Origin of the sequence: Yimella sp. RIT 621 (genome assembly GCF_004146205.1) — a bacterium.
GTDB classification, from domain to species: Bacteria; Actinomycetota; Actinomycetes; order Actinomycetales; family Dermatophilaceae; genus Yimella; species Yimella lutea.
In genome coordinates this window covers 167,777-190,974 of sequence record NZ_SEIP01000001.1, presented here as the reverse complement: position 1 = coordinate 190,974, position 23,198 = coordinate 167,777, and the positions used below count along the sequence as shown (strand labels likewise).

Here is a 23,198-nt window from a genome sequence, read left to right as displayed (position 1 = left end):
GTGCGCACTCTTCGGCCGCGATGGTGCAAAATTCCCGCGCGACGGGCACAAAAAACGGGTCGGGAGCGTTACCGCGACTGAAGCCGGAGGTACCGCCCGGCCGACGCACCGAACTGACGACGAAGAAGGACCTCGATGGCCACCGATTACGACGCTCCACGAAAGACCGACGACGACCTCTCCGAGGACAGCCTCGAGGAACTCAAGTCGCGTCGCAACGACACCAGCGGTCAGGTCGACGTCGACGAGACCGAGCAGGCAGAAGGCTTCGAGCTGCCGGGTGCGGACCTCTCCGGTGAGGAGATGGAGATCCGCGTCGTCCCGCGTCAGGCCGACGAGTTCACCTGCTCACGCTGCTTCCTGGTCAACCACCGCAGTCAGCACGCCGGCGAGCGTGACGGCCTGCCGATCTGCAAGGACTGCGCCTGAGCGCTGTGCCTGACCGACTGCCGCTGATGATCCAGCAGCTCGACCCGGAGCTGCCACTGCCCGCGTACGCCAAACCCGGCGACGCGGGCATGGATCTGTATGCGGCGCAAGCGGTTTCACTGCGACCCGGTGAGCGCTCGTTGGTGCGCACCGGTATCGCGCTCGCCATACCCGACGGCTTCGTCGGCCTGGTTCACCCGCGGTCGGGGCTGGCCGCGAAGCACGGGATCACCATCGTCAATGCTCCTGGCACCATCGACGCCGGCTACCGCGGCGAGGTGCTGGTGAACCTGCTGAATCTGGACCCGCGCGACACCTTCCAGGTGCAGCGGGGTGACCGCATCGCCCAACTCGTGGTGCAGGCATGTGCCCGGGTCGAGTGGGAACCCGTGGATGCCCTTCCCGATAGCGTGAGAGGTGTGAGCGGACACGGAGCCAGTGGTGGCTTCGGTTCGTCCACGACACCGACAGATCGCCCTTCGGACCGACCGTCCGACAGCACGACTTCCGACAGCACGAGCAAGGACTGAGAACCGTGGGTATTTTCCGTCGCAAGGACAAGGCGGCCGAGGTCGAGAAGCCAGCCGCGACCGAGGTCGACACCGAAGAGGTGCGTGACGTCGAGACGGACGCCGCAGTCGGCGAACCGGTGACCGCGACCTCTGACGACAGCGCCGACGACGCACGCACCGACCCGGCTGTTGCCGCCGACGAGAATGCCGACGAGCTTGCCCGCACCCCGCGCCTGAACTCGCGTGAGGTCGACCGCAGCAAGGGGCCGTTCGACCGCACGGAGGTCGACGACCTCGAGGGCCGCGTCGACTTCGGTTCGATCGCCATCGTCCCGATCGCCGAGATGGAACTTCGCCTGGACGTCGACGAATCGGGACAGGAGATCACCGGCCTGACTGCGATCGTCGGCGAATCTGCGTGTCAGATGCAGGTTTTCGCTGCACCGAAGTCCAGCGGTGTGTGGGACGGAATCCGTGGCGAGATCCACGACAACCTGCTGAGCACCGGCGGTACAGCGCAGGAGATGGTCGGCGCACTGGGGTACGAACTGCACGTCCGGATGCCGGCCACCGGCCCTGACGGTCGCACCACGCACTCCGCCGCGACCTTCGTCGGCGTCGACGGCCCACGCTGGTTCCTGCGCGCCGTCCTGTCCGGCAAGGCCGCGATGGAGGACGAGGCCGCCGAGCAGATGCTGGAGTTCATCCGCGGCGTGGTCGTGACCCGTGGCGGTGAGCCGCGCGCTCCCCGCGAACTCCTGCCGCTTCGACTGCCGGAGAACACCGAGCCGGTGCGCGAGTACGACGAGGCGGGCGAGCAACTCCCGAACCCGTTCGACCGCGGTCCGGAGATCACCGAGATCCGTTGATGGATTCCCGCCTGCGTCGCTGGGCCCGAAAAATCTCGGGTTCGAGCGTCGAACACGACCGAGAAGCGTTGCAGCAGAACGCCCTTGCCTCGGGCAGCATTCGTGTCGCCGAGCTCGTCGACCGTTCATCGGCGACCTGCACGGGCACGATCACCGAGGTCTCTGCTCAGCAGTTGGGTGAGGACGGTTGGACCCTGCTCGCTGCCGTCGACGACGGTTCGGGCGTGCTGATGCTCAGCTGGCTCGGTCGGCGCAGCATCGCCGGAATCGAACCGGGCGTGATGCTGACCGCGCACGGTCGGGTGTCGTTCAAGCGCAGCCTGCCGGTGATGTTCAACCCGCGCTACGAAATCATCCCCTGCAGCGACCGCTGACCACTGCCGCCCATCTCCAAGGTCAAAGGACGTCTGGGGTCACCAGGCGGATCTCGGACGCGTCCTGACCGGTGAGCGCGGTGCCGAGCAACGGCTCGGACGCGGGGGTGGTGAGGAACAGCAGTTCGTCGAACCCTTCGACGACGTCGTGCGGCTTCGGCGCGATCGGCGTCTCGTCGCGAATGATCGCGACCAGCACGGTGTCCTTCGGCAGCTCCAACTCGGCGATGGTGCTGCCCACGACGGGTCCGTCGGCGGGAACGGTGATCTCGACCATCGCAGCGCGACCCTGCTGGAACTGGAACAGCCGGACCAGGTCACCGACGGAGACAGCCTCCTCGACCAGGGCGGTCATCAGGCGCGGGGTCGACACCGCGACGTCGACACCCCAGCTCTCGTCGAACATCCACTCGTTCTTCGGGTTGCTGATGCGGGCGACCGTGCGCCCGACGCCGAACTCGGTCTTCGCGAGCAACGAGACGACGAGGTTGACCTTGTCGTCGCCGGTCGCGCAGACCACGACATCGCAGTCCTCGAGGCCGGCCTCGTGCAGTGTGCTGGTCTCGCACGCGTCGGCCAGCAACCAGGACGCTTCGGGCACGGACTGGCTCTTCGCCTCGTCCGCGTACTTGTCGATGAACAGCACCTGGTGCTTGTTGACGAGCAATTCACGACCGATCGAACGGCCGACCGAACCTGCTCCGACGATGACGACTCGCATCGAAATTCCCTCGCTCAGACTTCGGTCGGACGCTGACCCGCGAGCAACTGCTCGAGGGCGGCGAGACGGTCGGTGCGCACCAGCATCTGCAACAGGTCGCCGTCCTGCAGGACGGTGTTCTTGACCGGGAGCATCCCTTCACCCAGCCGCGTCAGGTAGGCGACGCGGGCGCCGGTGATCGCCTCCAGTTTGACCAGCGGAGTGCCGACCCAGCTGGGGTCGGTCGGGATCTCGGCCAGTGTCACCGCGCCGCTCGCGTCGGTGTGCACCGGGACGGCTCCGGCAGGCACCAGCCGGCGCATCACCTGGTCGGCGGTCCACTTCACGGTGGCCACCGTGGGGATGCCGAGCCGCTGATAGATCTCCGCGCGGCCCGGGTCGTAGATACGGGCGACCACGTGCTCGACGTCGAACGTCTCACGGGCCACCCGGGCGGACAGGATGTTGGAGTTGTCACCGCTGCTGACTGCCGCGAATGCGTACGCCCGGTCGATGCCGGCTGCACGCAGGGTGTCGCGGTCGAATCCGACGCCGGTGATGCGTCGTCCCTCGAACGCTGCGCCGAGGCGCCGGAAGGCGGCCTCGTTCTGGTCGATGACGGCGACTGAGTGTCCCTGTGCTTCCAGCGACATCGCCAAGGTGGAGCCCACACGGCCGCAGCCCATGATCACGTAGTGCACTCGGCAGACGCTACCGGAGCAGGTGGGTGCACTCCCAACCTCGGCGGTTCGCCCCGTGCCGTACCTGCTGCCTATGCTCCGAACATGTCCCTTCCATGCATCCCCGGCCCGTCCTGCCCGTGCACCGCCGCGTGGGTCGCGCGATGAGCCGTCCGTCGGGTTCGGGACGTCGGCGTCGACGTGGCGACCAGCGCCGTCCGCGGTCGCGTTCCAACCAAGGCCGATCGCTGGTCGGTCAGGAGTTAGAGGTCGAGATCGGTCCGGTCGCGCACGGCGGTCACTGCGTGGCTCGCCACGAGGGACGCGTGTTGTTCGTCCGGCACGCCTTGCCCGGCGAGCGCGTGATCGCGCGGGCGACCGACGGGGGAGACAAGTCGAGCTTTCTGCGGGCAGATGCCGTCCGGGTGCTCGAAGCATCGGACGAGCGAGTGGACGACGGGTGTCCGTTCGCCGGTCCGGGCAAGTGTGGCGGGTGCGACTGGCAGCACACGACCGCCGCCTATCAGCGCGATCTGAAGACCGCCGTGGTGCGCGAACAGTTGCAGCGGCTGGCCGGCATCGAATGGAACGGTCAGGTGCAGGCCGTGCCGGGTGACGACGACGGTGCCGGCTGGCGCACCCGGGTCGAGTTCACGATCAGCGGGGGAGGGCGTCTCGGCCTGCGTGGCCACCGCTCGCACGACATCATCAAGATCGACAACTGCCGGATCGCGCACCCGCTGATCGGTCAGGTCGGTCTCTACGAGGAGCGTTTCAAGCCCGGTCTGTCGGGTCTCGACGTCGCGGTGACCTCTGAGAACGAAGTGATTGCAGTCGAGTTGCCGCTGGAGTCGGGGGACGAGATTCCGGTGCTGGGCGAGGTGGTCGCGGCGAACGGACGCGAACACGAGTTCGAGGTGAGCGCGCGCGGCTTCTGGCAGATCCACCCGGGGGCCACCACGACCTTCGTCGAGCACGTGCTGTCGAAGTTGGCGCCGGTCGAGGGCGAGAAGGTGCTCGATCTGTACTGCGGTGTGGGCCTGTTCTCCGCGTTCTTCGCAGATGTCGTCGGTGCGCCGAACGTCCTCGGTGTCGAGGGCTCGGAGCCGGCCGTGGAGCAGGCGCACGCGAACGTCCCCGGCGCGAGTTTCATCGTCGGTGACGTGCGAGAGCAGTTGGACTTCCTGGAGGCCGAGGCCGATCTGGTCGTGCTCGACCCGCCACGCACGGGCGCGGGGCGTGAGGTCATCGAAGCCATCGCAGCCCGTGCGCCGCGGGCTGTCGCGTACGTCGCGTGCGATCCCGCAGCGTTGGCGCGCGACCTGGCGTACGCGTCCGAGGTCGGTTACGCGCCGACCTCGATCGAGGCGTTCGATGCCTTTCCCATGACCCATCACGTCGAGACGATCGCGATCCTCGAAGCGCGGTGAGACCGGGTCGGGCGCTCACGAGGATCTTGCCCGGCAGGGGCGTGTCGCGCGGTCGAACGGTGTTGAATCGGAGCAGGCACACCACGCGCGTGAGTTAGGTGAACCTTCGTGATTCCGCGCCGATCCGGTGTGATTGGATTATCTTGACGTCAAGATAATCGGGCTGTTGCCCGTGACAGCCAGACCGATGCGATGAAGGAGTTGGCGTGAGCACCAACAGTTTTGGGGCCAAGGGCACCCTCGAGGTAGGGGATCAGTCCTACGAGATCTACCGGTTGAACACGGTCGAGGGCAGCAACAACCTCCCGTTCAGCCTCAAGGTGCTGCTGGAGAACCTGCTGCGCACCGAGGACGGCGCGAACATCACCAAGGAGCACATCAACGCGCTCGGTCAGTGGGACGAGAACGCCGAGCCCGACACCGAGATCCAGTTCACGCCGGCACGCGTGATCATGCAGGACTTCACCGGCGTGCCCTGTGTCGTAGACCTCGCCACCATGCGTGAGGCCGTCGCCGAGCTCGGTGGCGACGCGAAGAAGATCAACCCGCTCGCGCCGGCCGAGATGGTCATCGACCACTCGGTGATCATCGACGTCGCCGGCCGCCCCGACGCGTTCGAGAAGAACGTCGAGATCGAGTACGGCCGCAACAAGGAGCGCTACCAGTTCCTGCGCTGGGGTCAGACCGCGTTCGACGACTTCAAGGTCGTGCCCCCGGGCACCGGCATCGTCCACCAGGTCAACATCGAGCACCTGGCCCGTACCGTGATGGTGCGCGACGGCGTCGCCTACCCCGACTCCTGCGTCGGCACCGACAGCCACACCACGATGGTCAACGGCCTGGGCGTGCTCGGCTGGGGCGTCGGTGGCATCGAGGCCGAGGCCGCGATGCTCGGCCAGCCGGTTTCGATGCTCATCCCGCGCGTCGTCGGCTTCAAGCTCAGCGGCGAGATTCCCGCCGGTGCGACCGCGACCGACGTCGTCCTCACGATCACCCAGATGCTGCGCCAGCACGGCGTAGTGGGCAAGTTCGTCGAGTTCTACGGCGACGGTGTCGGCGCCGTGCCGCTGGCCAACCGCGCCACCATCGGCAACATGAGCCCCGAGTTTGGTTCAACCTGTGCGATCTTCCCGATCGACGAGGTCACGCTGGACTACCTGCGCCTGACCGGCCGCAGCGACGAGCAGGTCGCGCTCGTCGAGGCGTACACCAAGGAGCAGGGTCTGTGGCACGACCCGTCGCACGAGCCGCGCTACTCGGAGTACCTCGAACTCGACCTGTCGACCGTCGTTCCCTCGATCGCCGGCCCGAAGCGTCCCCAGGACCGCATCGTGGTCTCGGAGGCCAAGGAGCAGTTCAAGCTCGACATCAAGAACTACGGCGTCGATGGTGACCTGCGCTCCGCGTCCGTCAACAAGGAGGGCGACACCTTTGAGCTGAAGGACGGCGCGGTCGTGATCGCGTCGATCACCTCGTGCACCAACACCTCGAACCCCTCGGTGATGATGGGCGCCGCCCTGCTGGCGAAGAAGGCCGTCGAGAAGGGTCTGACGGTGCCGCCGTGGGTCAAGACCTCGATGGCCCCCGGTTCGCAGGTCGTCACCGGCTACTACGAGAACGCCGGACTCTGGCCCTACCTGGAGAAGCTCGGCTTCCACCTGGTGGGTTACGGCTGCACGACCTGCATCGGTAACTCCGGTCCGCTGGCCGACGAGATCTCGGCGTCGATCAACGAGAACGACCTCTCGGTCGTTTCGGTGCTGTCGGGTAACCGCAACTTCGAGGGCCGCATCAACCCCGACGTGAAGATGAACTACCTGGCCTCGCCGCCGCTGGTCATCGCTTACGCGCTCGCCGGCACGATGGACTTCGACTTCGACACCGACGCGCTGGGCAAGGACGCCGAGGGCAACGAGGTGTTCCTCAAGGACATCTGGCCCGACCCGGCCGAGGTGGAGTCGACCATCGCCCAGGCGATCAGCAAGGAACTGTTCGTCAAGGACTACGCCGACGTGTTCGCCGGCGACGAGCGCTGGAAGTCGCTGCCGACTCCCGAGGGCGACACCTTCGAGTGGGACGGCGAGTCGACCTACGTCCGCAAGCCCCCGTACTTCGAGGGCATGAAGCTGGAGACCACTCCCGTCGAGGACATCTCCGGTGCTCGCGTGCTGGCCAAGTTGGGCGACTCGGTCACCACCGACCACATCAGCCCGGCCGGCGCGATCAAGGCCGACAGCCCGGCCGGTCGCTACCTGAACGAGCACGGTGTGGAACGCAAGGACTTCAACTCCTACGGCTCGCGTCGCGGTAACCACGAGGTGATGGTGCGCGGCACGTTCGCGAACATCCGCCTGAAGAACCAGCTGCTGGACGGTGTCGAGGGTGGCTTCACCCGCGACTTCACCGCCGGTGGCGAGCAGGCCGCGATCTACGACGCCGCCGAGAACTACGCCAAGGAGGGCACCCCGCTGGTGATCCTCGGTGGCAAGGAGTACGGCTCGGGCTCCTCGCGTGACTGGGCCGCCAAGGGCACCCGTCTGCTGGGCGTCAAGGCCGTGATCACCGAGTCGTTCGAGCGTATCCACCGCTCCAACCTCATCGGCATGGGCGTGCTGCCGTTGCAGTTCCCGAAGGGTCAGTCGACCGACTCGCTCGGCCTGGACGGCACGGAGACCTTCGACATCTCGGGCATCACCGAGCTCAACGAGGGCAAGACCCCCAAGACGGTCCACGTCACCGCCACCAAGGAAGGCGGCGACACGGTCGAGTTCGACGCGGTCGTCCGCATCGACACCCCGGGTGAGGCGGAGTACTTCCGCAACGACGGCATCCTGCAGTACGTCCTTCGCAGCCTGGTCAAGTGATTCGCCTGTAACGCAAGGCAGTACGAAGCCCCGGTCCGTTTCGGACCGGGGCTTCGTGCCGTTCGTCGCCGATGGCCTCGAGCAGGTTGCGGCCGACGATGGTGTAGTCGGTGTCATCACCCTGGCGGGCGGGCAAGCCTGTGTGCTTGCGTCCTGCGGGTTGGATCGCACAACGAGCCGGGGCCTCAGGTGTAGAGGCAGAATGGATGGCCGGCGGGGTCGAGAAGTACCCGCACGTTGTCCTGCGGCTGGTGGTCGATTCAAGGCGAAAGAATAGGCGTGCCCGCCACGTCCAGGTGGCGGGCACGCATCATTCTCAGCGCGAGCGCTTCACAGCAGCACTCCACCGAACACGAAGCCGAGCGCGACCGAGAACGCGATCGCCAGGACGCCCGGCAGCAGGAACGGGTGGTTGAAGACCGCCTTTCCGATGCGGGTTGTGCCGGTGTCGTCCATTTCCACGGCGGCCAACAGGGTCGGGTAGGTCGGCAGCACGAACAGTGCCGATACCGCGGCGAAGGACGCGATGGCGGCGACGGGGGACACGCCGAGGGCGAGGGCGGTCGGCATCAGTGCCTTGGTGGTGGCCGCCTGGCTGTACAGCAGGCATGCGGCGAAGAACAGCACGACGGCGAGCGTCCACGGGTGATCGCGCAACAGGTCGCCGGCCGCCGACTTGATCTCGGCCTCGTGGGCACCGACGAAGGTGGCCCCGAGCCAGGCGACACCGAGGACGCAGATGCACGCGCTCATGCCCGACTTGAAGGTCGACGCGGAGAGAATCTGCGAGGTGTCGACCGCGCAGAACGCGACGATCGTGGTGGCGATGGTGAGCATGAACGCGATGATGGCCGCGTCGCGCGTCATCGGCGGGTCGGAGATGAGTCCGACCTTGTCGCTGATGGCGGTGGCGTAGGCCATCACGGCCACCAGTCCAGTGAGGAAGATCGCGACGGACAGCTTCGCCCGGGGCTTCAGGACGATCTCGGTGTGTCCGCGCATGTCGACCGTTCCGGCCGCCAGCCGGCGCTGGAACTCGGGATCGTCGGTGAGCGCGCTGTGCTTGCTCATGCGATCCCACAGGTAGATGCACAGCGCGGCCAACATCGAGCCGATGAAGGTCGAGGGGATCACGACCGCGAGCAGTTGCAGGTAGTCGACACCCTGCTTCTCAAGCACGGAGGAGAAGAACACCACTGCGGCCGAGATGGGCGATGCGGTGATCGCGATCTGCGAGGCGACGACGGCGATCGACAACGGCCGGGCCGGCTTGATGTTGCTTTCCTTCGCCACCTCGGTGATGACCGGCATGGTGGAGAACGCGGTGTGTCCGGTGCCGGCCATGAAGGTCATCAGATAGGTGATGACCGGCGCGAGGAAGATCAGGTGGCGTGGATTGCGGCGCAGCACCTTCTCGGCGAGGCTGACCAGGTAGTCCATGCCTCCGGCGACCTGCATCGCCGCGATCGCTGCGATGACCGCCGCAATGATCGAGATGACGTCGAGCGGCATGTCGCCCGGTTCGACGCCCAGCAGGGCCAGGACGAGCACACCGAGGCCACCGGTGAAACCGATCGCGATGCCGCCGAGGCGGGCGCCGAGGAAGATCGCAGCGAGAACGACGAGGAGTTCGACCCAGATCATCGCGCGGCCTTCGGTTCGTCTTGTTCGGCGAGCGTGGTGATGTCGCGGGGATGCATCAGGTTCTGCGGCGACAGGACGGTGTCCAGCACCGTCTGATCCAGCAGCCCCATCTCGAGCACGACCTCGCGGACGCTGCGTCCCGACCGGGCGCACTCCTTGCCGACCAGGTCGCCGTTGTGGTGACCGATGAGGTCGTTGAGGTAGGTGACGATGCCGATGGAGTTCATGACGTAGTCACGGCAGGTGTCCGGGTTGGCGGTGATGCCCGAAACACACTTGGTGCTCAGAGTGGTGCACGCGTTGGTCATCAGCGAGATCGACTCGAACATGACCTGACCGATGACCGGCTCCATCACGTTGAGCTGTAGCTGGCCGGCCTCTGCGGCGAAGGTGAGTGTCACGTCGTTGCCGAAGACCTTGAAGCACACCTGGTTGACGACCTCGGGAATGACCGGGTTCACCTTCGCCGGCATGATCGAGGAGCCCGCCTGCATCTCCGGCAGGTTGATCTCGCCGAGTCCGGCACGGGGACCGGAGGACAGCAGCCGCAGGTCGTTGCAGATCTTCGACAGCTTGGACGCCGTCCGCTTCACGGTGGCGTGGACCTGAACATACGCCCCGCAGTCGCTGGTCGCCTCGATAAGGTTGGGCGCCAATGTGATGGGCAGCCCGCTGACTTCGGCCAACTTGGCGGTGACGACCTTCGGGTACCCCTTGGGGGTGTTGAGCCCGGTACCGATGGCTGTCGCGCCGAGGTTCACCTCGGCCAACAATTCCCTGGACGCCTCGAGCCGGTCGATCTCCTCGCGTAAGGTCGCGCAGAACGCGCGGAACTCATCGCCCAGGGTCATCGGGACGGCATCCTGCAACTGGGTGCGCCCCATCTTGAGGACGTCGGCGAACTCCTCGCCCTTCGCCTCGCAGGTGTCGGCGAGCGTGCCCACGGCGTCGATGAGACCCTGCAGCGCGAAAAGGACGCCGATGCGGAAGCCGCTCGGGTAGGCGTCGTTGGTCGACTGCGACCGGTTCACGTGGTCGTTCGGGTTGACGATGTCGTACCGGCCGCGTTCGTGTCCGAGGTGCTCGAGTGCGAGGTTGGCTAGCACTTCGTTGGTGTTCATGTTCACCGACGTGCCGGCGCCGCCCTGGAAGACGTCCACCGGGAACTGGTCCATGCACCGTCCCTGGTCGATGACCTGGTCGCACGCCCACTCGATGGCGTCCGCGATCTCGGGGGACAGGGCGCCGAGTTCGGCGTTCGCGCGCGCGGTGGCCTTCTTGACCATGACCATTCCGCGGATGAAGTCGGGGCAGTCATTGATCGTTGCTCCGCTGATCCGGAAGTTCTCGATGGCGCGCAGGGTGTGCACGCCGTAATAGGCGTCCCCGGGTACTTCACGACTACCGAGGAGGTCCTCCTCGATCCGAACCTGACTCATGGGTGCTTCAACTCCTTCGAAGACGGATCCGATCTGAATCCACTACACAGCGTAGTACTAGTGCGGATCGGAGCGCATCTCACGACCACCTGTTCGGGTGACTGGTCGGTCACACGATCGGTCACCCGGCCGGTCTGCCGTGAGACTGCGCAGGGCGCGCAGGAACGGCGGCCGGGCGTCCGGTCGTTGGAACCCCGGATCGCCTAGACTCGACTGACCCCCTGTGGAAGGAACGTGCACACCCGTGGGACTGCTTTCCGGCATTCACGCACCGGGCGACGTCAAGAACGTCCCGGTCGAGCAAATCGACGAACTCGCGCGGGAGATCCGCGATTTCCTGGTCGACTCGGTCTCCCGCACCGGCGGACACCTCGGCCCGAACCTCGGGGTCGTCGAGTTGTCGATCGCGCTGCACCGTGTGTTCGATTCACCGAGCGATTCGATCGTCTTCGACACCGGTCACCAGTCGTACGTCCACAAACTGCTCACCGGGAGGCACGACTTCTCCGACCTCAAGAAGCAGGGAGGTATCTCCGGCTACCCCTGTCGCGCGGAGTCCGAGCACGACATCGTCGAGAATTCTCACGCCAGCACGTCCCTGTCCTGGGCGCACGGCATCGCCAGGGCTCGCAAGCTCAAGGGCGAGGATCGCCACACCGTCGCGATCATCGGCGACGGGGCACTCACCGGCGGCATGGCCTGGGAAGCGCTCAACAACATCGCGGTCGACCGCGAACTCCCGCTCGTCATCGTGATCAATGACAACGAGCGGTCCTACGCCCCGACCATCGGCGGTCTTGCCGAACATCTCGCCACGCTGCGCACCACCCGCCAGTACGAGCAGGTTCTCGACTGGGGCAAGGCGCGGCTACAGCAGACTCCCGTCGTCGGCAACGCGATGTACCAGTCGTTGCACGGCATGAAGAAGGGCATCAAGGATGTCCTCTCGCCGCAGCGTGGCATGTTCGAAGACCTCGGTCTGAAGTACGTGGGACCGGTCGACGGCCACGACGAGCAGGCTGTCGAACATGCGCTGGAGAAGGCAAAGACCTACGGCGGCCCATGCTTGGTGCACGTGATCACCCAGAAGGGCCGCGGCTACGCGCCGGCGGCCGAACACGAGGGCGATCAATGGCACGGCATCGGCAAGTTCAATCCCGAGACCGGGCTACCGTTCGAGGTGTCCGGGCGCATCTGGACCGATGAGTTCAGCGACGAGATGGTGCGCCTGGGAGCCCAACGCGACGACATCGTCGCCATCACCGCGGCGATGCTGATCCCGGTCGGCCTCGACCAGTTCGCCGCCAAGTACCCCGAGCGGGTCTTCGACGTCGGCATCGCCGAGCAGCACGCCGCCACGATGGCCGCCGGTCTCTCGTTCGGCGGCATGCACCCGGTCGTGGCGATCTACGCCACCTTCCTCAACCGCGCATTCGACCAGTTGCTCATGGACTGCGCGCTGCACAAGCAGGGCGTGACCTTCGTGCTCGACCGCGCCGGCATCACCGGCTCGGACGGCCCGTCGCACAACGGCATGTGGGACATGGCGATCTGCTCGATCGTGCCCGGGCTGCGCCTGGCCGCACCGCGCGACGGGGAGCAGGTCAAGGCGCAGCTGCGCGAGGCGGTCGAGGTCGACGATGCGCCGACGGTCATCCGCTTCCCGAAGGGCGACGTCGCGGAACCTCTCACTGCTGTTCGGCAGAACAATGGTCTCGACGTGCTGCACGACGCGTCCGCGCCGCAAGTATTGGTGGTGGCGGTCGGCTCGATGTGCGCGGCCGCGATCAGCGTCGCGGAAAAGCTTGAAGCACAAGGACATTCGACTTTGGTGATCGACCCGCGGTGGGTCATCCCCGTGAACGAAGCGATCGTCGAGCAAGCGCGGTCGGTTGAGCGCGTGGTCGTGATCGAGGACAACCTGGTTACTCACGGTGTCGGCGTCGCCGTCTCGCATGCGCTGCGATCCGCGGGTGTCGACGTGCCGGTTCACACCTACGGCATTCCGCATCGGTTCCTCGATCACGCGTCGCGCGGTCAGGTGCTGGAGTCGATCGGCCTGACGCCTGACGTCATCACGACCGACGTCCTGGCCCGTATCGCGTCCCACTGATCGTTGGGCGAGTACTTCACGACTGATCTGTGGTCCTCGCGCGACTGGTTGCGCGATGCGACGGCCTGGATCGACGACAACCTCGAACGCCGCGGTGTCACGCGCATACCCACGTCACCGCGGCAACCGCGCCTGCGCCCATGGTCGACCCTTCTCGTGGTCGATACCGATCACGGACGCGTGTGGTTCAAGGCATGCGCACCGCAGCAACGAGCCGAGGTGCCGGTGCTCGACGCACTCACCGACGTCGCGCCTGACCTCGTCCCTACGTTGTGGTCCGCCGATGCCGAGCGGGGTTGGTTGCTCGTGCCGGATCAGGGGCCGACCCTGCGCGACGTTGCCGACGCGCAGAACATCACGGGGCACCTCTCGGCGGTGCTTCGCCGATATGCCCGGGCGCAACGAGCGTCCGTCAAGGCGGTCGATGCGATGGCGGCGGCCGGCGTACCCACGCTCCGTCCCTGCGATCTGGTGCATGAGTGGACGAGTGAGGGCCTGGCCGCAGAGGCCACACCCGCGTTACGTGACGCCGCGGCGCGCCTCGACGCGGTCGGCCTGCCGACCACCGTCCAGCACGACGACCTGCATGCCGGCAATGTCTTTGTCGCCAACGCGGCCAGTGCCAGCATGCATGACTCACGCATTTTCGACTGGGGTGACACCTATCTCGGAAATCCGTTGTGCTCGTTGCTGATTCCGCTGCGTGGCCCGTCGCACCACTTCGATCTGCCCGCTGACCCAGAGCGCGACGCTCGCATGGTGCGGGCCTACCTGGCGTGCTGGTCGGACGTCGCGTCGTCGGCCGAATTGTCGAAGGTACTTCCCGACGCGCTGCTGCTGGCCCGGGTCGGTCGCATCATCGGGTGGCGCCGAGCGCTGGCGAATGCGACAGATGCCCAGAAGCGGCAGTGGTCGGACCACCCGATGCAATGGGTGAAGGAAGTCGTCGCAGCCGTACGGTCTGCACGCCGGCGATGAGGCGAGCCGCATCCGTGCTGGGTAGTGGTCGTCCAGTGGCCGCGAATCCCTCGATCGCGTGGTTCATCCAGCGCTCCACGGCCGCCACCCTAGGGTCACAGCATTTCTAGTGGTCGCGGTCCGCTCGGCGGCGGAAACGCACGGTCCAGAGCGTCCAGGTCTTCCCGGGTCAGCTCCACCTCCAGTGCTGTGGCGTTGTCGCGCACGTGTTGCGGGCTGCTCGCCTTGGGGATCGTGCAGAGCGAGTCGCGGCGCAGCACCCAGGCGAGGGCCGCCGCCGCGGGGCTGACGCTGTGACCGGCCGCGACGTCGTTCAACGTCGCGTCGTGAAGGATGCGGCCCTGCTCGATCGGCGAGTACGCCATGACCGGCAGCTGGTGGTCGGTGCACCACGGCAGTAGGTCGTACTCCGGTCCTCGCCGCGACAGGTTGTACAGCACCTGATCCGTGGCCAGCCCGCCGCTGCCCGGCACGTCCCGCAGGTCGGCGAGGGCCAGGTGGTCGAAGTTGCTGACGCCCCAGTATCGGATTTTCCCGTCCGCGACGAGCTGTTGGAAGGCCGCGACGGTGTCCTGCAGCGGGTACCTGCCCTGCCAGTGCAGCAGGTAGAGGTCGATCCGATCGGTGCCCAGGCGTTTCAGGCTGCGTTCGCAGGCCGCGATCGTGCCGGAACGGGAGGCCTGGGACGGCCGGACCTTGCTGACCACGAACGCCTCGTCGCGGCGACCCGCCAATGCTTCACCGACCACCTCCTCCGCGCCGCCGTCGGCGTACATCTCGGCGGTGTCGACCAGTGTCATACCCAGCTCGAGGCCGGTGTGCAGCGCGGCGACCTCGTCGCCGCGTCGGCCGGGGTCCTCACCCCAGCCCCAGGTGCCCTGGCCCAGCACAGGGATGGACTCCCCGCTCGGTAGCGTTATCTGTCGCATCCGCGATCACTTCCTTGTTGTCCTGAGGTGGGAGGTGGGCTGAGATCCTCCAAGGGCCCGCGCGTCCCCGGCCGGTGCCGGCCTACTGCGTGGGTCATCGATCGAGTTGGAAGAGGGCCCGGACGCAGCCGTCCTGCTTGTTCTTGAACATCTCGTAGCCGTGGGGTCCTTGGTCCAGCGGCATGATGTGGGTGCGAGGTGCTCGGTGGTGCCGGGTGTCGAGCCGGTAGTCAGCCCCGCCTGTGCCATGTGGCGTACCGGGCTGCTCACGAGCGGTTTCCGGCGCCGGTGGGCTGGGCGGCTTGGCGGAAGGCTAACACGATGGCGCAACAGAACGCCGGGATGTCATCGGGTGAGCGGCTGGTGACCAGGTTCCCCTCTCGGGCCACCTCTTGGTCCACCACGTTCGCGCTGTCGAGGCCCGCGGTGGCGGTAGCCGTTGCGTTGGGCCGAATGCGAGGCCCTACTCAGCGTCGACAATCGACCTGGCCGCTCAGGCCCACTGACCGCGTTCCTGCAGAACGGTTTTCAGCAGGTCGGCACGGTCGGAGATCAGGCCGTCGACGCCGAGGTCGAGCAACTCGTGCATCTCCTCGGGGTCGTTGATCGTCCAGACATGCACCTGTACCCCGGTGCTGTGCGCCCGCTGCACCAGCGCTCTGGTCACCACGGTCACCCGACCATGGTGATGGGGGATCTGCAGAGCGTCGACCGGGCCGAGTGCTCGGCGCGCCAGCGGTGAGAACCGGGCCTTTGCGGCCAGCACAGCGGTGCGAGTCCGACTCTTGCCGGCCGAGGTCGCCACCGGTCTCGACAGTCGCTTGAGCACCTCGTGACGCGTGTGATCGTCGAACGACGCGACAAGGACGCGGTCGTGCGCCGCGTGCTTCTCGATCGTGTCGGCAAGGGTCTCAGCGGCGCTGATGTGCTTGCAGTCAATGTTCAGACGGAGGGCGGGCCAGGCATCCAGCACGTCGTCGAGGCGGGGGACGGGCTGATCGCCGATTCGGGCGAGCTCGACCGTGCTCCAAGGCAGTTCGCGGATCAGCCCCTGCGCATCGGTGACCCGGTCGAGGGTGTCGTCGTGGAAGGCGACCAGCGTGCCGTCCGACGTGACGTGCACATCGGTCTCGACATAGGCGAACCCCAGATCGACCGCCTGCTCGAAGGCAGCGAGGGTGTTCTCGTGGCCGTCGACCGAGAAGCCGCGATGCGCCATCGCGATCGGGGCCGGGTGATCGAAATACGCCGTACGTGCCATGGGCGCGCTGCTCAGTCGCGGAAGGACTCGATCTTCGCGCCGAGGTCGTTGAGGCGCTCGGCGAGCTCCTCGTAGCCACGGTTGATGACGTAGGTGTTGCGCAGCACCGAGGTGCCCGGTGCGGCGAGCATGCCCAGCAGGATGACGACTCCCGGACGCAGCGCCGGCGGGCACATGACCTCGGCCGCGCGCCAACGGGTCGGGCCCTCGATGAGCACGCGGTGGGGGTCCATCAGCTTGACCTTCGCGCCGAGCGGGTTGAGGTCGATCAGGTAGATCGCCCGGTTGTCGTACACCCAGTCGTGGATCGTGGTGCTGCCGGTCGCAGTCGCGGCGATGACGGCGAAGAACGGCAGGTTGTCGATATTGAGGCCGGGGAACGGCATCGGGTGGATTTTGTCCTTCGGCGCCACCAGATCGCTCGGGATCGTGGTGATGTCGACCAAACGGGTCTCACCGTTCTTCGACAGGTACTCCTGGCTCATCTCGTACTGGAAGCCCATGACCTCCAGCTGAGCCAGTTCCATCTCCATGAACTCGATCGGCACGCGCTTGACGGTGATCTGCGACTTGGTGACGATCGCGGCTGCGATGAGCGACATCGCCTCGATCGGGTCCTCGGACGGGTGGTACTCGACGTCCTTGTTGATCTCCTTGACGCCGGTGACGGTCAAGGTTGTCGTGCCGACGCCCTCGACCTCGACACCGAGTTCGCGCAGGAAGAAACAGAGGTCCTGAACCATGTAGTTCGGGCTGGCGTTGCGAATGATGGTCGTGCCCTCGTGGCGGGCGGCCGCGAACAGTGCGTTCTCGGTGACGGTGTCGCCGCGCTCGGTGAGCACGATGGCACGCTTGGGGCGCACCTCGCGGTCGACGGTCGCGTGGTAGTAACCGTGCGTCGCGACGACGTCGAGACCGAAGTGGCGCAGCGCGTGCAGGTGCGGCTCCACGGTGCGCTCACCGAGGTCGCAGCCGCCGGCGTTCGGCAGCTTGAACTTCTCGTACTCGTGCAGCAGCGGGCCGAGGAACATCAGGATCGTCCGGGTGCGGCGGGCAGCTGCCTCGTCCATCGAATCGAGGTCGATGGTGTCGCCCGGGACGATCTCCAGGTCGGAGCTGTTCGGCAGCCAGCGGGTCTTCACGCCGACCGAGTCGAGCACCTCGGTGATGCGGTTGACCTCTTCGATGCGCGCAAGGTTGCGCAGCGTCGTCTTCCCCTTGTTCAGCAGAGCCGCACACAGACACGCGACTGCGGCGTTCTTGCTGGTGCGTACGTCGATCTCACCTGAGAGCTGACGCCCGCCTTCGATGCGAAGGTTCAGGGGAGTGTTCGATGCCACGGTTACCACCTCGGTGTCGAGAGCCTGTCCGATCCGCGCGAGCGTCTCCAGACTCAAGTTCTGTTTGCCTTGTTCGATGCGCGCGACGGCGCTCTGACTGGTGTTCAAGGATGCTGCAAGTTCGTGCTGGGTCAGTTGTTTGTGGCGCCGCGCGTCGCGAATGATGCGGCCGACGCGTACCAGATAGTCCTCAGTCACCTCGCGAGCGTATCTCACATATGAGATATCGACGGGATACAGAGCAGTTTGTTCAGCGTAACGCTGATCACCCCTTCGACACGAAAGGCGCGACCCGTCACGGGGACAGGTCGCGCCTTCGCGCTCGAGATGTGCTCAGGACGTGGGCACGCTCGCAACGCCCGGAGCCAGGAACCGCGAACCCGTGACCTTCTCGGAGGTGCCGGTGCGGTCCAACAGTGGTGAGATGCCGCCGTTCCAGAACGGGAAACCCGCACCGGTGATCATGGCGAGGTCGATGTCCTGCACCTCGGCAACGACGCCTTCGTCCAGCATTCGGCGGATCTCGTCGGCCATCGAGGCCAGCGCGCTCTCGCGCACCTGCTCGGCGGTGAGCTCCTTCGGGTCGGACGGAGCATCGAACAGCTCCATGACCTTCGGGTCGATCTTCCCGTCGGCGCCGTAGAACGAGGGGATCTTCGCCTCCACGACCTTGGCCAGGTTCTTGCTCGCCCGGAAGCGGTCCGGGAAGGCCTTGGCGAGGGTCTCGCTGTTGTGCAGCGCGATCGGGGGACCGACCAACGAGATCAGCATGAACGGCGGCATCGGGGTGAGGCCGGCGAACGCCTTCTCGACGGTCTCGATCGGCGTGCCCTCATCGACCATGCGACCCGCGTCGCCCATGAAACGCCCGAGCAGACGGTTGACGACGAACGACGGCGAGTTCTTCACCAGGATGCAGGTCTTCTTCAGGCCCTTTCCTGCAGCGAATGCCGTTGCGAGAGTAGCGTCGTCGGTCTTCTCGCCGCGGATGATCTCCAGCAGCGGCATGACGGCCACCGGGTTGAAGAAGTGGAAGCCCACGACCCGCTCCGGGTGCTTGAGGTCTTCGGCCATCTCGGTGATCGACAGCGACGAGGTGTTGGTGGCCAGCACGCACTCCGGCGTGACGATCTCCTCGACCTCGGCCCAGACCTTCTTCTTGACCGACATCTGCTCGAACACCGCCTCGATGACGAAGTCTGCGTCGGCGAATCCGTCCTTGGAGGTGGACCCGGTGACGAGCGCCTTGAAGCGGTTCACGCCATCGGGGGAGATGCGTCCCTTCGCAGCGAGCTTGTCGATCTCTGCGTGGACGTACTCCACACCCTTGTCGACCCGCTCCTGGTCGAGATCGGTCATCACGACCGGCACCTTCAGCTGACGGATGAACAGCATCGCCATCTGACTGGCCATGAGTCCTGCACCGACGATGCCCACCTTGGAGATCTTGCGGGCGAGCGACTTGTCCGGCGCACCGGCAGGACGCTTGGCGCGGCGCTGCACCAGGTCGAACGCGTACAGGCCGGCACGCAGTTGGTCGCTCATGATGAGGTCGGCCAAAGCCTGGTTCTCAGCCTCGAAAGCCTCCTCGCGCGACGCCGTTCGAGCGGCAGCGACGAGGTCGAGCGCGCGGTACGCCGAGATGGCAGCGCGACCGGTGCGCTGGTCCGCCGTCTTGCGCATCTTCGAAACGGCTGCGTCCCAAGCGGTTTCGTCGGTGTCGACCGACCCCCGCTCGACCTTCTCCTCGCCCGAGATGACACGTTCGGCGAACGCCAGCGAGTCCTCCAGGAAGGTGACCGGCTCGAGCAGGCGGTCCGCGCAACCCAGGGCGAAGGCGTCCTTGCCCTTGATCATGCGGTTCTGGTTGAGCGGGTTCTCGACGATCAGCTTGAGCGCGTTCTCGACACCGATGAGGTTCGGCAGCAGGTAGGTGCCACCCCAACCGGGCACGAGACCGAGGAAGACCTCGGGCGTGGCGTACGCGGGCACGTCCGAGGAGATCGTGCGGTAGTCGGCGTACAACGCGATCTCGACGCCGCCCCCCATGGAGGCGCCGTTGATGAACGCGAAGCTCGGCACCGACAGGTCGCTGATCTTGCTGAACGTCTCGTGACCCTGACGGGCGATCTCCAGCGCCTGGTCGCGGGAGGTGATCGTGCCGACACCCTTGAGGTCGGCGCCGACGGCGAAGATGAACGGCTTGCCGGTGATGCCGAGGCCGACGATCTCCTTGGCGTCCGCGCGGCGGGCGGCCTCGTCGAGCGCGTCCGAGAGCTCGGTGAGACCGGCCGGGCCGAAGCTGTTCGGCTTGGTGTGGTCGAACCCGTTGTCGAGCGTCAGGAGCACGAAAGTGCCTGCACCACCGGGCAACTCGACGTCCTGGCTACGGACGTGGGTGACGACCTCGTCCGCGTGCTGGTTCTGGTTCTCGGCCATCAGGCAACACCCTCTTCGGAGTTGTTCGAGTGGAGCTTGGAGACCTCGCTGTCGACCGAGCTGGCGTACTCGGCGTGGTGCGGGTTCTCCCAGATGACCGCCCCACCCATGCCGATTCCGATGCACATCGCGGTGAGGCCGTAACGCACCTCGGGGTGCTCCTCGAAGTGACGCGACAGTTGCGTCATCAGCCGGACGCCGGACGAGGCCAGCGGGTGACCGGTCGCGATCGCACCGCCCCACGGGTTGACACGCTTGTCGTCGTCGGCGATGCCGAAGTGTTCGAGGAAGGCGAGCACCTGCACGGCGAACGCCTCGTTGAGCTCGAACAGGCCGATGTCGTCGATGCTCAGACCGGCGTGGTCGAGTGCCTTCTCGGTGGCCGGTACCGGACCGATACCCATGACCTCCGGTTCCACACCCACGAACGAGTAGGTGACCAGGCGCATGCCGACCGGCAGGCCGAGCTCGGTGGCTGCACGCTCGGAGGCGAGCAGGCAGGCGGTCGCACCGTCGTTCAGGCCGGCCGCGTTGCCGGCGGTGACGTTTCCGTGCGGACGGAACGGGGTCTTCAGCGACGTGAGGTCCTCGAGCTTGACGTCCTTGCGCGGCGGCTCGTCGACGGTGGCCAGGCCCCATCCCTTGTCGGCGTGGCGCGTCGCGACGGGCACCAGGTCGGGTTGGATCTTGCCGTCCTCGTACGCCTGCTGCAGCTTGTTCTGGCTGGCGACCGCGAAGTTGTCGCAGCGCTCCTTGGTGATGCTGGGGTAGCGGTCGTGCAGGTTCTCGGCGGTCTCGCCCATGACGAGTGCAGAGGTGTCGACCAGCTTCTCGGCGACGATGCGCGGGTTGGGGTCGACGCCCTCACCCATCGGGTGGCGGCCCATGTGCTCGACGCCGCCGGCGATGGCGATGTCGTAGGCGCCGAAGGCGATGCTGGACGCGGTGTTGGTGACGGCCGTCATCGCACCAGCGCACATGCGGTCGACGGAGTAGCCGGGAGTGGTCTTGGGCAGGCCGGCCAGCAGGGCGGCCAGGCGGCCGAGGGTCAGGCCCTGGTCACCGATCTGCGTCGTGGCCGCGATCGCGACCTCCTCGACGCGCTCGGGCGGCAGGTTGGGCTGACGGCGCAGCAGGTCGCGGATGCATTTGATGACGAGGTCGTCAGCGCGGGTCTGGGCGTAGATGCCCTTCTCGCCGGCCTTGCCGAACGGCGTACGAACGCCGTCGACGAAGACGACCTCGGAAAGCGTGCGGGGCACAGTGCCTCCCGGGATGAGTCGATAGGTCAGGACGACTCTAAACCCGATTTGTTACTCGCTGGTAGGCAGGTCGGCGGAAACCGCGTCGACGACCATCGGGGTGACGACTTCGATCTGCCAGGGCCGCGCTCCGAGTTGGGTCAACTCGGCCGAGATCGTCTGTGCATCAAGGGGATTCGCGGGATCCCAGAGCACTCGGCGCAGGTGGTCGGGGGTGAGGATGTTCTCGACCGGCAGGTTGTGCTCCTCGGCGAAGACCGCGAGATCGTCACGCACCTTGGTCAGGCGGGCTGCTGCGACGGGGTCGCGGTCGGCCCAGACCCGCGGCGGCGGAGGAGCGTCGCTGCGGACGGTCGCCGGCGGCAGGTCGGCGTCCGCCATCGAACCGACTCGGCGGACCGCCTCCAACCAATCGCGTTGGTGACGGGCTACGCCGGTGTGCGGGCGTCCACGCCGACTGGTGGCGCTCGGCAGTGCGAGCAACTCGGCCGGAGTCTTGGGGGCTGTGTTGGCGATCTCGACCAGGAGTGCGTCGGGCAGGACGCGTCCGGGCGACGTGTCGCGGCGCTGGGCGATGGTGTCGCGGGTGAGCCACAGCTCGCGCACCCGGGCGATCGCGCGACGGTTCTTGATCTTGTGCATCCCGGAGGTCCGTCGCCAAGGATCCTGACGCGCCGGGGGGCCGGTGAAGGAGGTCAGTGCGTGAAACTCCTGCTCAGCCCACTCCCACTTGCCCTGCTCCTGCAGGTCGGCGGCCAGGGCGTCACGCACCTGCACCAGCACTTCGACGTCGAGTGCCGCGTACGACAGCCACGGCTGCGGCAACGGCCGCTCGGACCAGTCGACCGCCGAGTGCTCCTTCGCGAGTGTCATGCCGAGGTAGTGCTCGATCACCGCGGCAAGACCGACCCGCGGGATGCCGGCCAGCCGCGAGCCGAGTTCGGTGTCGAACAGGCGGCTCGGCTTCAGGCCGACCTCGGCCAGGCACGGCAGGTCCTGCGTCGCAGCGTGCAGGACCCACTCGACGTCGGCGATCGCGTCCTGCACCGGGCTGAGATCGGGGCAGGCGATCGGGTCGATCAGGTGAGTGCCGGATCCTTCCCGGCGGATCTGGACGAGATAGGCACGGTTTCCGTAGCGGAACCCGGACGCACGCTCGGCGTCGATCGCGACCGGACCTTCACCGCCGGCGAGCGCCTTCGCAGTCTGCGTCAGCGCGCGTTCGGTGTCGACGACCGCCGGGACCCCGTCAGCGGGGGCGGCCAGCAGTGGGTAGGTGGTGGGTTCGGCGACTTCGTCGGTCATCGACGCTGCCCCGGCAGCGCCACGACGCCCTCGGGCAGCGGGGGCAGACCGGCGATCGTGCACAACATCGCACCCCAGGCCTGCAGGTGAGACGCGAGGTCCTCGGTGGTTGGGGTCCACGAGGCGCGGATCTCCATCTCGACCGTGGTGCCGTTGTCGGCGAGGCCACCGAAGCCCTGTGACAGGACGCGGGTGACGGTGCCGGCCTCGGCGGTGAACTCGGCGCCGGCCTCGGCCAGGGAGTCGATCAGCCAGGTCCAGCCGACCTCTCCGAGCATCGGGTCGGACGCCAGTTCCGGTTCCAGTTCGGCGCGCGCGAAGGTGACGATGCGCCAGTCGCCTGCCCAGGGCTCGGGGCAACTGGGGTCGTGCAGCACGACGAAGCGTCCCGAGGCGAGTTCGTCGTCGTCGGGGGAGTTCGCCACCTCGGCGGTCATGGCGACGGAGTACGGCGCGATGCGCCCGGGCGCCGGAACCTCGGTCAGGCTGACCTCGGGCCGAAGGCGCACGGTCTCGAGCTCGCGGACGACGCGAGAGAAGTGCGACCCGATGTCGCTGCTGGCATTCTTCGAACCCACGTCGTCGAGGGTATGTCGAACATGCCTACGAATCGCGGAACGGCACGCCGTG

20 protein-coding genes are annotated in these 23,198 nt (G+C 66.7%); 8 read left to right on the top strand and 12 right to left on the bottom strand.

Annotation, left to right across the window (positions count from 1 at the left end):
- Positions 1–135: 135 nt before the first annotated feature.
- From EU513_RS00980 to EU513_RS00965, 4 genes are read left to right on the top strand one after another with little or no spacing between them, the layout of a single operon-like run.
- The gene (locus tag EU513_RS00980) at positions 136–429 is read left to right on the top strand and encodes a DUF4193 domain-containing protein (protein WP_129623982.1); all 294 of its coding nucleotides are present in this window, start codon (positions 136–138) and stop codon (positions 427–429) included.
- Between the two features lie 26 nt (positions 430–455).
- Positions 456–959: a dUTP diphosphatase gene (dut, locus tag EU513_RS00975; protein ID WP_129624142.1), complete on the top strand. Its 504-nt coding sequence runs from the start codon at positions 456–458 to the stop codon at positions 957–959.
- Positions 960–964: 5 nt separating this feature from the next.
- Positions 965–1,810: a DUF3710 domain-containing protein gene (locus EU513_RS00970; RefSeq protein ID WP_168990086.1), complete on the top strand. Its 846-nt coding sequence runs from the start codon at positions 965–967 to the stop codon at positions 1,808–1,810.
- Complete coding sequence (locus EU513_RS00965) at positions 1,810–2,184, top strand: OB-fold nucleic acid binding domain-containing protein (protein WP_205744620.1); 375 nt, start codon at positions 1,810–1,812, stop codon at positions 2,182–2,184. The genes EU513_RS00970 and EU513_RS00965 overlap by 1 nt, the downstream gene beginning before the upstream one ends.
- A 22-nt stretch (positions 2,185–2,206) precedes the next feature.
- Here EU513_RS00965 and EU513_RS00960 read toward each other — a convergent pair whose 3' ends face one another.
- Together EU513_RS00960 and EU513_RS00955 are read right to left on the bottom strand one after the other, a co-directional pair.
- On the bottom strand, positions 2,207–2,905 hold the full coding sequence (locus EU513_RS00960; protein WP_129623980.1) for a TrkA family potassium uptake protein: 699 nt from the start codon (positions 2,903–2,905) through the stop codon (positions 2,207–2,209).
- Positions 2,906–2,919: 14 nt separating this feature from the next.
- The gene (locus EU513_RS00955) at positions 2,920–3,585 is read right to left on the bottom strand and encodes a TrkA family potassium uptake protein (RefSeq protein ID WP_129623979.1); all 666 of its coding nucleotides are present in this window, start codon (positions 3,583–3,585) and stop codon (positions 2,920–2,922) included.
- A gap of 143 nt (positions 3,586–3,728) precedes the next feature.
- On the opposite strand from EU513_RS00955, the gene EU513_RS00950 reads away from it, so the two are divergent.
- Positions 3,729–4,994: a class I SAM-dependent RNA methyltransferase gene (locus EU513_RS00950; RefSeq protein WP_129623978.1), complete on the top strand. Its 1,266-nt coding sequence runs from the start codon at positions 3,729–3,731 to the stop codon at positions 4,992–4,994.
- A 206-nt stretch (positions 4,995–5,200) separates the two neighbouring features.
- Entirely contained in the window at positions 5,201–7,858 is a 2,658-nt protein-coding gene (gene acnA, locus EU513_RS00945; RefSeq protein ID WP_129623977.1) for an aconitate hydratase AcnA, read from the top strand.
- A gap of 330 nt (positions 7,859–8,188) precedes the next feature.
- Here the strand turns inward: acnA and EU513_RS00935 are convergent, their stop codons facing one another.
- Together EU513_RS00935 and aspA are read right to left on the bottom strand one after the other, a co-directional pair.
- The gene (locus tag EU513_RS00935; RefSeq protein ID WP_129623976.1) at positions 8,189–9,502 is read right to left on the bottom strand and encodes an anaerobic C4-dicarboxylate transporter; all 1,314 of its coding nucleotides are present in this window, start codon (positions 9,500–9,502) and stop codon (positions 8,189–8,191) included.
- Entirely contained in the window at positions 9,499–10,941 is a 1,443-nt protein-coding gene (gene aspA / locus EU513_RS00930) for an aspartate ammonia-lyase (protein ID WP_129623975.1), read from the bottom strand. Before aspA ends, EU513_RS00935 begins: the two co-directional genes overlap by 4 nt.
- A gap of 244 nt (positions 10,942–11,185) precedes the next feature.
- Between aspA and dxs the strand changes: the two genes are divergently transcribed.
- Positions 11,186–13,054, top strand: coding sequence for a 1-deoxy-D-xylulose-5-phosphate synthase (gene dxs, locus EU513_RS00925; protein WP_129623974.1), 1,869 nt, complete (start codon positions 11,186–11,188; stop codon positions 13,052–13,054).
- A gap of 3 nt (positions 13,055–13,057) precedes the next feature.
- Positions 13,058–14,032, top strand: a complete 975-nt coding sequence (locus EU513_RS00920) for a phosphotransferase (protein ID WP_129623973.1) — start codon at positions 13,058–13,060, stop codon at positions 14,030–14,032.
- Positions 14,033–14,127: 95 nt separating this feature from the next.
- Here the strand turns inward: EU513_RS00920 and EU513_RS00915 are convergent, their stop codons facing one another.
- The 8 genes from EU513_RS00915 to EU513_RS00880 all read right to left on the bottom strand — a co-directional run bounded on the left by EU513_RS00915 (position 14,128) and on the right by EU513_RS00880 (position 23,146).
- On the bottom strand, positions 14,128–14,961 hold the full coding sequence (locus EU513_RS00915) for an aldo/keto reductase (protein WP_129623972.1): 834 nt from the start codon (positions 14,959–14,961) through the stop codon (positions 14,128–14,130).
- Between the two features lie 266 nt (positions 14,962–15,227).
- The gene (locus EU513_RS00910; protein WP_370447332.1) at positions 15,228–15,362 is read right to left on the bottom strand and encodes a hypothetical protein; all 135 of its coding nucleotides are present in this window, start codon (positions 15,360–15,362) and stop codon (positions 15,228–15,230) included.
- Between the two features lie 92 nt (positions 15,363–15,454).
- Positions 15,455–16,222: a glycerophosphodiester phosphodiesterase gene (locus EU513_RS00905; RefSeq protein WP_129623971.1), complete on the bottom strand. Its 768-nt coding sequence runs from the start codon at positions 16,220–16,222 to the stop codon at positions 15,455–15,457.
- An 11-nt stretch (positions 16,223–16,233) separates the two neighbouring features.
- On the bottom strand, positions 16,234–17,760 hold the full coding sequence (locus EU513_RS00900; RefSeq protein ID WP_129623970.1) for a UDP-N-acetylglucosamine 1-carboxyvinyltransferase: 1,527 nt from the start codon (positions 17,758–17,760) through the stop codon (positions 16,234–16,236).
- A 135-nt stretch (positions 17,761–17,895) separates the two neighbouring features.
- The gene (locus EU513_RS00895; RefSeq protein WP_129623969.1) at positions 17,896–20,001 is read right to left on the bottom strand and encodes a 3-hydroxyacyl-CoA dehydrogenase NAD-binding domain-containing protein; all 2,106 of its coding nucleotides are present in this window, start codon (positions 19,999–20,001) and stop codon (positions 17,896–17,898) included.
- On the bottom strand, positions 20,001–21,263 hold the full coding sequence (locus EU513_RS00890; RefSeq protein WP_129623968.1) for a thiolase family protein: 1,263 nt from the start codon (positions 21,261–21,263) through the stop codon (positions 20,001–20,003). The genes EU513_RS00895 and EU513_RS00890 overlap by 1 nt, the downstream gene beginning before the upstream one ends.
- Before the next feature lie 51 nt (positions 21,264–21,314).
- Complete coding sequence (locus tag EU513_RS00885; protein ID WP_129623967.1) at positions 21,315–22,568, bottom strand: ribonuclease D; 1,254 nt, start codon at positions 22,566–22,568, stop codon at positions 21,315–21,317.
- A complete protein-coding gene (locus tag EU513_RS00880) occupies positions 22,565–23,146 on the bottom strand; it encodes a DUF3000 domain-containing protein (RefSeq protein WP_129623966.1) in 582 nt (193 codons plus the stop codon). The genes EU513_RS00885 and EU513_RS00880 overlap by 4 nt, the downstream gene beginning before the upstream one ends.
- Positions 23,147–23,198: the final 52 nt, after the last annotated feature.

Excerpts from the sequence above, each read along its gene's own strand:
- EU513_RS00905 (WP_129623971.1), bottom strand. The coding sequence starts at position 16,222 with ATGGCACGTACGGCGTATTTCGATCACCCGGCCCCGATCGCGATGGCG.
- EU513_RS00915 (WP_129623972.1), bottom strand. The coding sequence starts at position 14,961 with ATGCGACAGATAACGCTACCGAGCGGGGAGTCCATCCCTGTGCTGGGC.
- dut (WP_129624142.1), top strand. The coding sequence starts at position 456 with ATGATCCAGCAGCTCGACCCGGAGCTGCCACTGCCCGCGTACGCCAAA.
- EU513_RS00935 (WP_129623976.1), bottom strand. The coding sequence starts at position 9,502 with ATGATCTGGGTCGAACTCCTCGTCGTTCTCGCTGCGATCTTCCTCGGC.
- EU513_RS00980 (WP_129623982.1), top strand. The coding sequence starts at position 136 with ATGGCCACCGATTACGACGCTCCACGAAAGACCGACGACGACCTCTCC.
- aspA (WP_129623975.1), bottom strand. The coding sequence starts at position 10,941 with ATGAGTCAGGTTCGGATCGAGGAGGACCTCCTCGGTAGTCGTGAAGTA.
- EU513_RS00965 (WP_205744620.1), top strand. The coding sequence starts at position 1,810 with ATGGATTCCCGCCTGCGTCGCTGGGCCCGAAAAATCTCGGGTTCGAGC.
- EU513_RS00885 (WP_129623967.1), bottom strand. The coding sequence starts at position 22,568 with ATGACCGACGAAGTCGCCGAACCCACCACCTACCCACTGCTGGCCGCC.
- EU513_RS00895 (WP_129623969.1), bottom strand. The coding sequence starts at position 20,001 with ATGGCCGAGAACCAGAACCAGCACGCGGACGAGGTCGTCACCCACGTC.
- EU513_RS00950 (WP_129623978.1), top strand. The coding sequence starts at position 3,729 with ATGAGCCGTCCGTCGGGTTCGGGACGTCGGCGTCGACGTGGCGACCAG.
- EU513_RS00960 (WP_129623980.1), bottom strand. The coding sequence starts at position 2,905 with ATGCGAGTCGTCATCGTCGGAGCAGGTTCGGTCGGCCGTTCGATCGGT.